Origin of the sequence: Aporhodopirellula aestuarii (assembly GCF_023701485.1) — a bacterium.
Taxonomy (GTDB): Bacteria; Planctomycetota; Planctomycetia; order Pirellulales; family Pirellulaceae; genus Rhodopirellula; species Rhodopirellula aestuarii.
The window spans coordinates 1-14,161 of record NZ_JAMQBK010000112.1 but is presented as its reverse complement, the minus strand read 5'-3'; the positions used below and the strand labels follow the sequence as shown (position 1 = coordinate 14,161).

Sequence of the window (14,161 nt, the reverse complement as noted above, 5' to 3'; positions counted from 1 at the left end):
TGCAATGATCGCTAGAACTCCGTTGCTCTTGATGAGTACGCTGCTGGCGGCAATGGCTTTGCCGCAAGAGGCGCTACCGCAAACGATGACACCTCCTGAAATCTGGGCCGGGTATGATCCGCGTGCGGAGCCGCTTGATGAAGAGGTGTTGAAGACTTGGACCGAAGACGGTGTCGCTTACAAGGAGGTCTATTTTAATGGGGAGCAATTGGATGGTGACTATGTCCGCATCTACGGAATCTATGCCGCTCCTGTTGGCGGGAAAAACCTGCCCGCGATCGTTCACATCCACGGTGGCGGACAGACCGTCAATAAATACTGGCTCAAGGAACTAACATCACGCGGCTATGCGGTGCTAACGTTCAACTGGGGCGGCAAATGGCCGGGCAGGGAACGATATACGCTCTGGAACGATGTTCCCAACGGAAACCACAAAGATCGTGTCGGGCACCAGATTACGCTGCCGACGCCTCGCTCGGACTCGTACTATCTCTGGACGCAGGCTTCGATGCGGGCCATCACCTATCTAGAAAATCAGTCGGAAGTGGCCCCAGAAAAAATCGGTGCCTTCGGCGTCTCCATGGGTGGGGCGATCATGTGGAATCTCGCGTTTGATCCGCGCATCAAAGCGGGCTGTGCCATCTACGGAGTGGGCTGGAACACTTACCGACACTACGATCCCCGCTTTGCGATCGGTCATCCCGGTCACACTCCGAGCGACAACGATCTGCGTTGGCGTGCTTCGCTAGCACCGGAAGCCTCGGCACCCTATGTCAAGTTTCCGATGCTGTTTCTGAGCGGATCAAACGATCATCACGGCGACATGGATCGGGCTGGCGATACGCTCGAGCGGATTCCCGAAGGTGTACCGCGATGCTGGGCATTGACTCCGAGGTTTCGTCACCACATCGGTGCTGATTTTGTCGAGGATCTGCCGCTGTGGATGGATGTCCATTTGAAGAACGAAGGCGTCTGGCCCGAGAATCCGCTAACGCAGCTTTCCCTAGGCAGCGATGGTGTTCCAGTTCTCACACTCAACCCGGATCGCCCTCAAGAAGTTCGCCAAATCGAAGTCTACTACGCATTAGAAAATCCCTTTTCCGTGAATCGGAACTGGCGGACCGTCACGGTGGAAAATCGCGATGGTTCGGTAATGGCTCGCACGTCGGTGATGAATGCCGACAAATACCTGTTTGCTTTCGCCAACATCACCTATGCCTCGGGCGCTGTGATTTCAAGTCCGCTCCTCGCGGTGATTCCTTCTTCGCTGGGCGAGGTGACAACGACGGCGGCTCCCTCCCGAAAGTTTTATGACGGCAGCGACGGTCTCGACGGATGGGTGTGCAGCTCTCCGGGAACGGATCCTATCCCGGCACTGGCTAGAACTCCGCTGAAGGTCGCTACCGGTCCAAACGGTCTGTCCGGTTTTACGACTTACGAACGAGGAAGTCCCTTCACGTATGCGCCGGGCGATCCGGAATTTCGAGCACCACGCGGTGCGTCATTGAGTTTTGACATCAAGACCACGACCGGTGAGTCGTTCGCGGTGAAGCTGCACAAGAACTACCGCGTCCTCGATTCGGGAACCTGGTCCAGCACGGTCAACGTTGATCCCAATGAGGGCTGGCAGACCGTGACGCTTGATGGCGATTCGTTCATTGATGAAAAGACGGGAACCCCGCTGGGCGACTCGATCAATGAAACCAACGTACTGGAGCTCGCGCTCGAAAAGGGAACGGTTTGGCAGGATAAAGAAATCCTGTTCAGCAACTTTCGCTGGGTCGGCGGTGAGTATGTGCCACACGTTCACGCGTATCGAGATACGACAAAACACGCCGACGTCGAAACGCACAGTAGCGATGATGCCGCGGACTTAGTGGATCATGAAGCCGTCAAGAGCGAGTCGCTCATTGAGAACGCAGCGTTCCATTCTGAAAACATCTATCGAATCGAACCGGGCGGCTTTCGCAAGGGAGCGGTTCTGTGGACAGACAGGCCTTATCGGGTGACGGCGGCACCAGCGGAACTCGATGGCGCGGACTTGATTCAGACTCCGATGGTAGATCGGTCAAATGGTAACAGCGATCTGGTCACCTTTCGGGTGCAGAAGAACTGCACGGTCTATGTCGGCATGAAAGAAAGCGACAAACATCCTGCGTGGATTTCTGGATGGGAGAAAACCGACTGGGTCGTCGAGGCGGGGAACCGGATGGTTTGTTATCGGAAAACATTTGATGCAGGCCGGACCGTGGTTCTGGGCGGCGGTCGCGGATTGCAGGCCATGTATACGGTCGTGATTAAAGAACCGTCGTCGCAAAGGTAAATTCGCAATCAACAACAAGAGAAGTCAGAGATTTATCCATGCTGTTAAGAACATTGCTATTCGTTATCGTTGCCTGCGCCGTAACACAGGCGCGAGCAGAAGTCTTTCTTATGTCCTCACAAGTGGGATATGACATTGGTGATCCCATGCGGGTCATGATCCGCGGCGATCAACCAGACAGCATCCCCCAAGAAGCGCGATTCACGGTGGTCGACGCAAAGGCGAACCCCATCGTGGAAGGCCCCGTGAACTATTGGGGAGAGAAATGGGGGGCTCATTGGTGGATATCCGATTTCTCGGGTTTGCAGGATGAAGGGAACTACCGAATTCTCGTTCAGCATGGCACAAAGCTGCTCTGCAAAAGCGAGTCGATTGAAGTCGGTGGTAGTATCCTATGGGATAGCTGACGGACACCGAAACTCCGGTGCGTGACCATTTGGCTCTGCTTCCGCGCTACTCAGTTCATGTTTCCATTCGCAAAGGCAAGTGGTTGTACATCCCGGAATAGGGAGCCGGCGGATTTACAAAAGATCCGGATCAACATGCCGCGGGTGGCGCAGTTTGCGCGGCGTATGTCGGCAACGTGAATAGCCACTTTGACGCCAGTGGCAAATACAAGCCGAATGCCCGATGCGAACGCAGGGCAAGTCAGTTTTGATTCTGCAACGTTGCGTTTTTTCAGCCCCTAGGGCGACATAGGATTTGCCGTTGTCGTAAGACCACGTTAACGAAGCACGACACCACCTCGCCCAGCGGGCGACACAACAAATACAGAACAATGTATCGCCCTCCGGGCTTATATCGATGGTCAACGATTTCCGGTGCCTGACGGCACCGGCATTTGTTGTTCCGCCCTCCGGGCTATCGAATCGCGCAACTTCATAACGCGTCAGCGAGGGACAACACGAATCCCTTGCTAGCGATCAACATCATGATATGTCGGCCTCCGGCCTTGATTGTGGGGCTATCGCGAACCGGTGGCTGACGCCACCGGCAGGGATTCTGCCGGGCTCCGCCCTTCAGTTATTCCGGGCTCGGCGCTTAGTTCTTAGGTTCCGTTGAGTTCGCCCTTGAGTTGACTGCATAGCCCAGAGGGCGAAATAATCATTGCCGGTGGCGTCAGCCACCGGACCACAGTTGCATCACATCCGAGCCCGGAGGGCGACACATGGCTGCCCATCAACAGCTTCTCTACCACATTGTTTTCAGCACCAAAGAACGCCGGCCGTTCCTGCAAAACGATTCATTCCGAGAAGACGTGTGGGCATACATGGCGGGCGTCGCCAGGAATCTCGATGGTTTCGCCATCCGAATTGGTGGCTACCACGATCACGCTCACCTACTCGTCCGGATTCCGGCCAAAGTGGCCGTGTCCGACTTTGTTGGCAAACTGAAAGCAAACACCAGTAAGCACATCAACGAATCTCGTGATGCGGGAATGAAGTTTCATTGGCAAGATGGATATGGAGCGTTCACCGTCAGTTCGTCGCAGCAGGATGCCGTCGTCGCGTACATCGAAGGTCAGGTGGAGATCATCGCACGCAATCGTTTCAGGATGAATTCCTGCAGATTTTGAAACGGCATGAAGTCGATTACGACTCGAAATACATCTGGGAATAGAGGATGTGTCGGCCTCCGGCCTTTGTTGGCTCGAGCTTTGGAACCGGTGGCTGACGCCACCGGCAGGGATTCTGTCGGGCTCCGCCCTTGAGTTCAGCCGGGCTCGGCCCTTGAGATGTCTGCATAGCCCGGAGGGCGAAATATTCATTGCCGGTGGCGTCAGCCACCGGACCATAGTTGCATCACATCCGAGCCCGGAGGGCGAAACATGGTCAGTCCCTCAAACTTAAGATGTGTCGGCCGTCGGCCTTTGTTGGCTCAAACTTGGGAACCAGTGGCTGACGCCACCGGCAAGGATTCTGTAGGGCTCCGCCCTTGAGTTCAGCCGGGCTTCGCCCTTAAGACTGCATAGCCCGGAGGGCGAAATAATCATTGCCGGTGGCGTCAGCCACCGGACCATAGTTTCATCACATCCGAGCCCGGAGGGCGAAACATCGCCATCCCCTCAAACTCAAAATGTGTCGGCCTCCGGCCTTAGTTGGCTCGAACTTGCGAACCGGTGGCTGACGCCACCGGCAGGGATTCTGTCGGGCTCCGCCCTTGAGTTCAGCCGGCTTCGCCCTTGAGATGACTGCATTGCCCGGAGGGCGAAATATTCGTTGCCGGTGGCGTCAGCCACCGGACCACAGTTTCATCACATCCGAGCCCGGAGGGCGACACATGGTCAGCCCCTCAAACTCAAGATGTGTCGGCCGCCGGCCTTTGTTGGCTCGAGCTTTGGAACCGGTGGCTGACGCCACCGGCAAGGATTCTGTAGGGCTCCGCCCTTTCGATGACTCCCTAACCCGGACCACAAATGATCGCATCAAGCGTCGTTACTTAGCGGCAACACCGGGCGTTTTGGAGTGCGCGTTCTGCGGGAAGTCAAAGGTCAACACCAGCGGTTCGGTTCCAGTGTTTTCGATTTCCACACCGCCGCTTGTCAGTGCGGCTTGGGTGATAAATCCGATCTCGGGATAGAGCTCGCCGAGAATCATGCCCTGATGATATTTCACTTTGAGTTTTCCAACGCGGCCGCTTCCGCCATTGGTGTGGAACAACGCGGGGCTTTCTGGGCAAAACTGAGTCTTACCGCCAGGCTGCACAGTAAGCCGCAGTATCGAGCACTTTTGATCGCCGAGAAATTCACCGTAGACGACCCACTTAGCGTCGACACCATCACCTGCAAATTCTTCAGCGGTGATCGCAGGACGCCTATTCTTCATGACAAAGTCGGGATCCTGGTTGGCCGCGAAGTCGAACTTATCAACCAGGTATTCCCAGTCTTCGTGGCGATCCTTCGGATAGTCTTCTTCTCTGCATGCGTAAAACGCATCCGCTGCTCCGATTCTTCCGTCAAGCGTCAGGTCTTCGGCCAGGAAATGCTCGTCCATCGTGACGTGCAGTTCGTGCGTGCAGAGGTCGGTCGGCGAGTGCAGTACGCCGTTGGGCATCACGAAGCCGTTATCAATATGCATCATCGTATGCGGCGACAAATGCCGAACTCCGTTGTACTCGCCCTTTCCGAAACTCTTCATGCAGGCAAGAAACTGATCCTTTGTCACGAACGGGTACAGTCCCATTGCCGTGGTGTGGTAATGCGACGGACTGACACCTGGATTGTCGAAAGAGTTGATGTCGTACACTTCCCACTTTGACCAGTGAAGGTGATGGGGAATCGGATTTAGGTTGTCGAACTTCTTTGAAACAATCGGCCAGGTCGGCGTTCCATAAAGTGATTTCGCAAACGCCGTCACCTTTTCACCCATCACGGATTCTGGATTGGCGGTGATCAAATCCTGCAACGAGATGACTTGCCCGCTGGGAGTGAGTACGTGCGATTCACCTTCGCGAAACGGTGCTTTGTTTGTGCGAGTATCGATGACGCCCGTGACGATGGGCACGGTGCAGCACATCCAGATTTCATCCAGTCCCGTCCCGTTCATGTAGTCCGGGTAGTACGATTTGTCATCAAGACGAAGCCGTTTACCCGGCGTACAAAATGTCCTGCCCGCGTAACGGTGGATGAGCTGTAGGACTCCGTCGTTCTGATTGAGGCAGTCGTCGAGAATCGAATCTGAGCTTCCGCCGGATCCGTCGATTACATCCTGCTTGGGGTACTCGTGCAGTTTGTCCGCGAGAATTGACACCATCGGTAATGAACCTCAATGAATTGAAAGAAGCGTGTCGGCTCCAAGAAGTTCCTGGAGAGCTGATAGGGGGGATTTGCTGACGCAAAACCGGATTATTTGAGAGTCGAATGATCCGATGCGATAGCAGCGTTGCATAGCTTAAGGAAAAGAGGGGCAGGAGGGAATCAAGGGCCGTGCGACGCTTTATTTGTTTTTCTCGCTGTCTGAAGTCAACGGCAGCGGCAAAACCGGCGGAAACGGGTTCACTCAGTCATGTTTTGGAGACGAAGTGAACGATTCAGCCCCAGAGTTCGTGAGCGTGTGAACCCGGTATCCGCCGAAAGTGCGGCGGTATGATGGTATGCTTGTGCCGCAGGTCACCGACGCGGAGGACGTGATACAGCAAACGGCCGTACGGCACTGCGAAAAGTTTGATCAGTACGATCCCGAGCGGCGATTTGTGCCGCGGGTATTTAGGTTCGCCTATCACGAGGTCCTGTCGTGGCGATAGCGGCAGGCTCGCGATCGACTGGTCTTCTCGGAAAAGATTCTCGCCCAGTTGCACACGACGGACGTGGACGTTCATCGTACTGGTGGGGCATTCGCGACCTCGAAGGAAAGTTCCATGTTATCTATGAAGACTGGAGTCCGATCGATGCTTCCAAACATTCATGGGACTCACCCCTGGCCGGTCATGCGGTAAGTGCGAATGGCATCGGGGATTTCAAGATACTTCCTCCGGCGGTTGATCAACGGACGAAACCCACCGGCAAGTTTGCGGAGTATGCTCACCCACACTGGCACGCGAGCGATCCCAAAAACTACCCGGGAAAACCTGCTCCCGTTGATGTTCCGCAGCACCGAATCAAAGCGGGACAGATCAAGGCGTTTGCTGAATACGAAGTGCATGATCCAGTGCAAAACGCTTTTGGCGACTGGGCCGCAATCAGTATTGGCGGCCAATACTATCTCTTCTCGGACTACCATCCGGCCAACGACAGCATTCGTGTCGGCTGGTTCACCTCTTCGAGCCTCGATGAACCGTTCACGTTTTGTAGTGAGATCGGCCGAAGCCATCCCGATCCGGACATCATGTTTGCGGAGGGCCGCTTTTATTTGGCGACTCAGATGTCGACTGACTATGTCAGCCCAGGACCGTGGGTGGAGCGCGTCGAAGTGCGTGTCGGCGTCGATGCAAACAAAGACGGCTCCATCGACCACATGACGGACTGGCAGCACGTCAAGGAAAGCTACGACTACATTCCCGGTTTTTCCATGCAAGTTGCCAAGGCGCCAGCGATGATGGATCAATCCAGTCTGCCTGAAGGCTATGGTTTTCAGTTTGAAGTCAAGATTAGCGATTCCACCGAGAACCATTCCAAACCACAACTCGATAAAGTATCGGTCGAGTTTTCAAAATGAAGTCCGCCGAGATAAATAACATGTCGATCAAAACAACAACTCTTGCCGCACTGGCATGCCTGCTGGCGTCTCCCGTCTTTGCCCAAGTCATCCCGGAGCCTACCGCAGATCCCAGCACGGGCCGCGCCGCTTGGTTGGACGAGGCCAAGTACGGCATGTTCATTCACTGGGGCGTCTACTCAACTTTGGAAAATGGCGAGTGGGTCATGAATCGCACCAAGATTCCGGTCGCCGAATACAAAGAGATGGCATCGAAATTCAACCCGACGAAATTCGACGCCAAAGAATGGGTCGCCGTCGCCAAAAATTCGGGGATGAAATACATCACCATCACCAGCAAGCATCACGATGGTTTTGCGATGTTTGATTCCGATGCGAGCGATTACAACATCGTTGACTACACGCCCTTCCAACGGGATGTGCTGCAGGAGCTAAAAGAAGCCTGCGATAAAGCCGGCATCAAGCTGGGCTTCTATTATTCACAGACGCAAGACTGGGAATTTCCTGGCGGAGCTGGGGGCAAGTGGGATCCGGCTCAGAAAGGTGACTTTCGGAATTACATTGATACCAAGGCCATTCCTCAGGTAAAGGAACTGCTGACGAAGTATGACCCGACGCACATTTGGTTCGACACGCCGCATGCGATGACGGCGGACCTTGGCCGGGAATTCGAAGCGGTTGTCCGAGAGATTGATCCCGACACGATCATCAACAGTCGTTTGATGTATCACGGCAACCAGGTCGAGGGCTTGAAGCAGGAGCAACTCGATGAACTGGTGGACATCGGAGTCGATTTTCTTTCCTATCGAGATCGCACCATTCCTCCGAAAAGCCCTTGGGAATACTGGGAGACCTGCATGACCCTCAATGGCTCATGGGGTTACCGGGCGAACGACAACAACTGGAAGACGCCCAAGCAGGTGATCATGCAGCTGACCGAAGTGGTGAGCAAGGGCGGGGCGTTCTTGCTGAACGTTGGCCCGACAGCAGAGGGGATCATTCCAGAACCTGCGGTCCAAAGCCTGAAAGAGGCGGGTGAGTGGCTCAAGGTCAACGGTGAATCCATCTATGGCGCGCGCGGCACGATCTTTTCAGGCGACGGTCAATTCATTACCCGGTCGGTGGCGGAACAGAACGCCCTTGAAAAGGAAGCGATTGCGACCGGAGCTGGTAAAGCAAAGAAAGGCCACAGGCAAAAGGACTACGCATGGCTAGCCACGGGTCGGGAAGGAAAGATCTACCTGCATCTCTTCCAGTGGCCGTCGGAGCCCTTCGTGCTGCATGGTTTCGAGCACGACAAGGTGACGGGTGCGTACTTCCTGGCCGATCCAAAGAAAGCTACCGTCGACGTAGAACAAAAAGGCGGAACCGTCACGATGACTCTGCCCGATCAGCCCATCGATGAGTTGAATACGGTGCTTTGTCTAACCCTGGAATCGCAAGAATGAACTTGCTTCTGAAGATGCTAATTGTCGGCGGTGTGATTGGCGCGTTTTCAAGTTTGGCTCATGCGGAGACTCGGAAACCCAACGTGCTCCTCAATGACAGCGGGTGTTACCGTCTATAATCTTGGAAAAGAGGAAAACGAAATCACCGACCTCTCAAAACAAATCGAATAGCTGGTATGGAGAAATCATGTTGATACGCAATGTAGTGACTGCGGTATTGCTCGGGTTCACCCTGTTGCTTCCCGGTTCGCAGGCTTCGGCTGCGGAACCGAATACGGGATTGACCGCCGGCAGACTGAGCAAGGCACTGCGGCTCTGGTACGACGAACCCGCCCCGGACAGCGATCTCGGCTGGGCCAACAGCTCCATCCCGATGGGCAATGGCTACATGGGGGTCAACCTGTTCGGCGGAACAGAGACCGAACGCATTCAGATTACCGAAAACAGTCTGTACGACGGTCCGGGCGAACGTGGAATGAAGCGCAAGGGTCTGAACAATTTTGCCGAGGTCTACATTGATTTCGGTCATGACGACGCCGGTGACTACCTCCGGGAGCTCAACCTGAACGAAGGCGTCTCCCGTGTGAAATACGAGCAAGACGGTGTGGCGTACTCGCGGGAGTGTTTTACTAGCTATCCCGATAAGGTGATGGTGATTCGCTTGGGCGCATCGAAAGCTGGGGCTTTGTCGTTTACGCTTCGTCCCACGATTCCATTCCTGGGCGAGGGCAAGTCCGGGACGGTCACGGCCAGCGGCGATACCGTCACGCTCTCCGGTGTCATGACTCACTACAACATCGAGTTTGAGGGACAGTTCAAGGTCATCCCCCGCGGCGGCACGATGGCGGCATCCGATCAGAAAGGCACGATCACTGTTTCCGATGCCGACAGCGCTGTTATTCTGATCGCGGTCGGAACCAACTACCAATTCGATCCGAAGGTGTTCCTGACACCGGAGCCGGACCGTAAGCTCGATGGTTTTCCTCACCCCCATGCCAAGGTGACCGGATATCTGGCTGACGCGGCGGCAAAGTCCTATGAGGAATTGCTGGCGAACCATCAGGATGACTACAAGGCGTTATTCGATCGCGTGAACCTCGATCTTGGTGCCACGGTCCCTGCGATTACGACCGACGAATTGGTCGATGCCTACCCCGATGCAGCCTCGAGTCGGTATCTGGAAGAACTCGCGTTCCAGTTCGGTCGCTACATGCTGATCTGCTCCTCTCGGGCCGGCACGCTTCCGCCCAACCTGCAAGGCATCTGGAACGTCTATGCGAAGCCGCCGTGGGCGTCCCAGTACCTGCATGACACGAACGTCCAGATGGCCTACGCGCCGGTCTTCAGCGCCAACCTACCGGAACTGTTCGAGTCTTATGTCGGCTTCTTCAAGGCCTTCGAACCACAGCAGCGACGGTACGCCACGCAATACATCAAGCAGTACAACCCCGCTCAGCTCGACCCGGACGGAGACAACGGATGGTCTGGGCCGTTCTGGGCGAGCCCATACAACGTTCCCGGGAAATCACCCATCGCCGGCTTCGGGACGGGCTGCTGGATCGCTCAGATGTTCTGGGACTACTACGACTTCACGCGGGATGAATCTCTGCTGGCCGACACGGTGTACCCCGTGATGTACGAGCAGGCCAACTTTGTGTCCCGCTTCGTCAAGGACGTCGATGGTGTCCTGCTGGCCAACCCCTCCTCGTCGCCGGAGCAGAAGAAACGGGACACGGTAGGAACGACCTTCGACCAGCAGATGTTCTACGAAAACCATCACAATACCTTGGCGGCGGCCAGGATCCTTGGCCGCGACGACAGCCGCCTGCAGCTGTTCGAAATCCAGCTCCCGCTCCTGGATCCGATCCAGGTCGGTAAATCGGGGCAGATCAAGGAATTTCGTCAGGAAGAGTACTACGGTGAGATCGGCGACCCACACCACCGGCACACCTCCATGCTGCTCGGCCTGTACCCGGGGCAGTTGATTAACGATATGACGCCGGCTTGGCTCGATGCGGTGAAAGTCAGCCTGACCAAACGCACCAACAAAAGCAATATTGGATGGGCGCGGGCGGAGCGGATCGCTTTTTGGGCCAGGGTTCACGACGGCGAAGAGGCCTATTCCTTCTACCGAGATCTGCTGGGTGGAAACTACCTGCACAACCTGTTCAACGATCACCGGGGCGGTCCGCTGTTTCAGGCGGATGCGAACTACGGCGCCACGGCCGGAGTCGCAGAGATGCTGTTGCAGAGCCAGGACTACGTGGTGTCCCCATTGACCGCCTTACCCACGTCCTGGTTGGACGGCAATTATCAGGGCCTGCTTGCGCGAGGCAATTTCGAGGTCTCCGCCAAGTGGTCCGATGGCAATGCCGACCGGCTGGAAGTGCTGTCTAAGACAGGCGGCACTTTGGCGCTGCGTTATCCTGGGGTCGCCAAAGCGAAGATCCGTACCCGAGAGGGCGGGAAGGTAGAGTTCACTGACGAAGGTCCTGACCAAGTCAGCATTGAGACCGCCGTCGGGCAGGTCTACGTTATCACCGACATCCCGGCCAGCCATCCCGTCGCCGCGCCCTCGAATCTGACGATCGACAGTGACAGTGCGGAAGATCGGGTCGCGATCACCTGGACCGGCAACGCGGATGCTGCGTCGTACAACCTGTACCGCGCGGTAGGCAATGCGCCGGGCTATGAATCGATCGCGTCGAAGATCCACGGTACAGAGTTCGTTTACAAAGTCTCCGACTTGCCGCAGATCAAGCAGATGACACTCAAGCTTACCGCGGTGCGGGCCGATGGGTGCGAGAGCAGCGATGGTGCGACGGCGATCTATTTGCGGCCCTAGCCCGCATGTCACTCCAAGTAAAGCAACCGATCCGCCCTTGGTTGCGTAAATGTCTTTGAAAACGAGATGTTTTCGCAAACTCAAGGAGCGGATCGGCAAGGACAGAGTGTACACAATAGGCGATGGAATTTCAGCGACTCGGGTAATCGACGGCAAGGACATTACGTCTGGTCCGCTCGACCATGGACCAAGCCTGCACGCGAGATTTTTGTAACACGTCCTGAAACCTTGGTCAGGACGGATGATGACGCAATAGCGGCGAACTCACGCCTGTTATTCCGTAGATATTTGACATGCAATCCCGTCAATACGTGACAGTCAACGAGTTTCCTGGCAGTAGAATTAAAGCGAGTCACAAAATCCTCTTCACACAGGATTCACAAAATGACCCGCTCTATTTCTAATCCCGACGCCCGCACGGCAAACACGTTGCGGAAACCACTTGAAACCGCGTGGATTGGCAACTCACAAATTTGCCGACATGAATCATCCCCACTCGGTGGAAGACGATAGCGGGTCAACCAACAATTGGAGAACATACCATCAATGCAAGATTTCACGCACATTCGGAGACGAGAGTTTCTTGCGTTGGCAGCTACAAGCTTGGGGAGCGGGCTGACGTCGCATGCCAGCGAGGCCGAGGTTTCGCGGATTGTCTCGTTGAAGGAGGCACATGAGGGGACGTTGGAGATTGATCTGCGGATCATGAATCAGTACGAAGTGCAGCCGCAGGAGGTGCAGGAGTTTTATACCGCCTGCCGGTCGGCTCTGACGGGATCGAACCCAGAGGCGTCGCTGAGCGAGCAGTGCCGGAAGTTCAATCGGATGGCGCTTGGAGGCCCAATGCTCGGTGACCTGACTTCGACGAGTGTTGCGGTTTGGATGCACTTGCCGGTACCGGAGCGAGTTGACGTGGTGGTCACTCGGAAAGGAGACGTTGCGTCTAAGAAGTTTACGTCCGGAGGTGCCGAGCGGATTCATTCGGTCCGGTGCGAGGGGCTCTTGCCGGACACTCGCTATACCTACAGCGTGACAAATTCAAAGGGCCGCGAGCTTGGAAGCGGTGGCTTCATGACTGCACCGGCGGCATTGTCTGAAAAGCCATTCCAGATCGCCTTTGGAACCTGTTTTCATAAAGTCGGTTTGTACCGGCCGGAGTTGATGAAATTGGTGCAGGAACGGGGCAGCAGCGCGATGCTGGTGCTGGGCGACGCTGCTGTGGATGATCGAAAGTGTGATTATGGATTGATCAACACCGACTATTTGCTTCGCAACCTTTCTCCGCCGTGGCAGGAAATGACCGCGAATGTGCCGGTTTTTACATCCTGGGATGACCATGATTATTGGCACGATGATTCGGGCGGCACGCACAGTAGAGGCCAGGCGATTGATGTCGATGGGCTACGCAGAATTTGGAGAACGCAATGGAATAACCCGGATCGGGATGTGGAACGCAACGGAATTTACTTCCAGACTCACATCGGGCCGATGCACTTTATTTCGCTCGATACGCGATCTTGCCGAGTAAATGAGCGGCGCGGAAAGCTGAATTCATTCTTGGGCGATGAGCAGATGGCGTGGGTGAAGAAGCAGATCAATGATTCGACCTCGCCCTACATTTTGCTCAGCAGTGGCACGATGTGGAGCGACTATATCTCCAACGGGAAAGACAGCTGGGGAACGTGGGACACCGAAGGTCGCGAAGAGATTTTCCAAGTGATCGACGCCAAAAAGGATTCGCAGGTGATCCTGCTCTCCGGCGACCGTCATGGTGCTCGCGGTTTTGCCATCCCGCGACCCGGCGGCAGAAAGATCTACGAGTTTGAGGTCGCGACGCTGGGAGGTGTTCCGGGGCCGGGCGCGTTTGGAAGCGACAGAACAGCTCAATTGTTCGGCCTGCCCAGCAACTCATGGGCATTTAGTGAATTCTCGTTCCGAGCCGTCGATGGTGTGCCGCAAGCAACCTTCCATCTAGTGAATGAACGCGGAGTAGAGTTGGAAACGATTGTGCTGGAGCGATGAGCCTGTCGCTTTGGAGAACTCGTAAATCTGTCGGAAAAAAGCGAGCAGAGACGAAAAGAGGAAACGGGGCATTACGCCGGAATCTCATTGTTTTCACTGGATTGCGGCCGGTGGGAACCGGCCCTGCTCGCTTGAGGTGGAGTCTGACCTCATGCGGTTATCCAATGGAGTTGTGTCGGTCGCGAGTTTTGGCTGATGAGCGAAACTACACGTTTAATGGCTGGTCTAGTCCGACGGGACGCTCCGACGACGCTCACCGGAACGTATGCGGGCTGTTGTTTTAGTGAGCCGACGGCGCGAGCCGCGGGCCTAACGGCTAGAACGTGCCCATTGGAGGCCCGCAGCTAGCGCTTAGGTTTAGCCACATTTT

General features: G+C 55.6%; 8 protein-coding genes. 7 read left to right on the top strand and 1 reads right to left on the bottom strand.

Features of this window, described 5'->3' with window-relative positions; all coding sequences use genetic code 11:
* Positions 1–4: 4 nt before the first annotated feature.
* The 3 genes from NB063_RS30160 to tnpA all read left to right on the top strand — a co-directional run bounded on the left by NB063_RS30160 (position 5) and on the right by tnpA (position 3,899).
* The gene (locus NB063_RS30160) at positions 5–2,323 is read left to right on the top strand and encodes an alpha/beta hydrolase family protein (protein ID WP_250933183.1); all 2,319 of its coding nucleotides are present in this window, start codon (positions 5–7) and stop codon (positions 2,321–2,323) included.
* 110 nt (positions 2,324–2,433) lie between these two features.
* On the top strand, positions 2,434–2,730 hold the full coding sequence (locus NB063_RS30155; RefSeq protein ID WP_250933181.1) for a cellulase N-terminal Ig-like domain-containing protein: 297 nt from the start codon (positions 2,434–2,436) through the stop codon (positions 2,728–2,730).
* Between the two features lie 761 nt (positions 2,731–3,491).
* Positions 3,492–3,899 (top strand): IS200/IS605 family transposase, encoded by a 408-nt coding sequence (tnpA, locus tag NB063_RS30150; protein ID WP_250933179.1) that lies wholly within the window; start codon positions 3,492–3,494, stop codon positions 3,897–3,899.
* A gap of 859 nt (positions 3,900–4,758) precedes the next feature.
* On the opposite strand, the gene NB063_RS30145 is transcribed toward tnpA, so the two are convergent.
* Positions 4,759–6,075, bottom strand: coding sequence for a hypothetical protein (locus NB063_RS30145; protein WP_250933177.1), 1,317 nt, complete (start codon positions 6,073–6,075; stop codon positions 4,759–4,761).
* A 480-nt stretch (positions 6,076–6,555) separates the two neighbouring features.
* Between NB063_RS30145 and NB063_RS30140 the strand changes: the two genes are divergently transcribed.
* From NB063_RS30140 to NB063_RS30125, 4 genes are all read left to right on the top strand, one after another.
* The gene (locus NB063_RS30140) at positions 6,556–7,476 is read left to right on the top strand and encodes a hypothetical protein (RefSeq protein WP_250933175.1); all 921 of its coding nucleotides are present in this window, start codon (positions 6,556–6,558) and stop codon (positions 7,474–7,476) included.
* Positions 7,473–8,924, top strand: a complete 1,452-nt coding sequence (locus NB063_RS30135) for an alpha-L-fucosidase (protein ID WP_250933173.1) — start codon at positions 7,473–7,475, stop codon at positions 8,922–8,924. The genes NB063_RS30140 and NB063_RS30135 overlap by 4 nt, the downstream gene beginning before the upstream one ends.
* Before the next feature lie 187 nt (positions 8,925–9,111).
* A complete protein-coding gene (locus NB063_RS30130) occupies positions 9,112–11,769 on the top strand; it encodes a glycoside hydrolase family 95 protein (protein ID WP_250933172.1) in 2,658 nt (885 codons plus the stop codon).
* 588 nt (positions 11,770–12,357) lie between these two features.
* A complete protein-coding gene (locus tag NB063_RS30125; RefSeq protein ID WP_250933170.1) occupies positions 12,358–13,791 on the top strand; it encodes an alkaline phosphatase D family protein in 1,434 nt (477 codons plus the stop codon).
* Positions 13,792–14,161: the final 370 nt, after the last annotated feature.

Bases quoted from the DNA above. Each gene is read 5' to 3' on its own strand.
- NB063_RS30160 (WP_250933183.1), top strand. From the start codon at position 5: ATGATCGCTAGAACTCCGTTGCTCTTGATGAGTACGCTGCTGGCGGCA.
- NB063_RS30155 (WP_250933181.1), top strand. From the start codon at position 2,434: ATGTCCTCACAAGTGGGATATGACATTGGTGATCCCATGCGGGTCATG.
- tnpA (WP_250933179.1), top strand. From the start codon at position 3,492: ATGGCTGCCCATCAACAGCTTCTCTACCACATTGTTTTCAGCACCAAA.
- NB063_RS30145 (WP_250933177.1), bottom strand. From the start codon at position 6,075: ATGGTGTCAATTCTCGCGGACAAACTGCACGAGTACCCCAAGCAGGAT.
- NB063_RS30135 (WP_250933173.1), top strand. From the start codon at position 7,473: ATGAAGTCCGCCGAGATAAATAACATGTCGATCAAAACAACAACTCTT.
- NB063_RS30130 (WP_250933172.1), top strand. From the start codon at position 9,112: ATGTTGATACGCAATGTAGTGACTGCGGTATTGCTCGGGTTCACCCTG.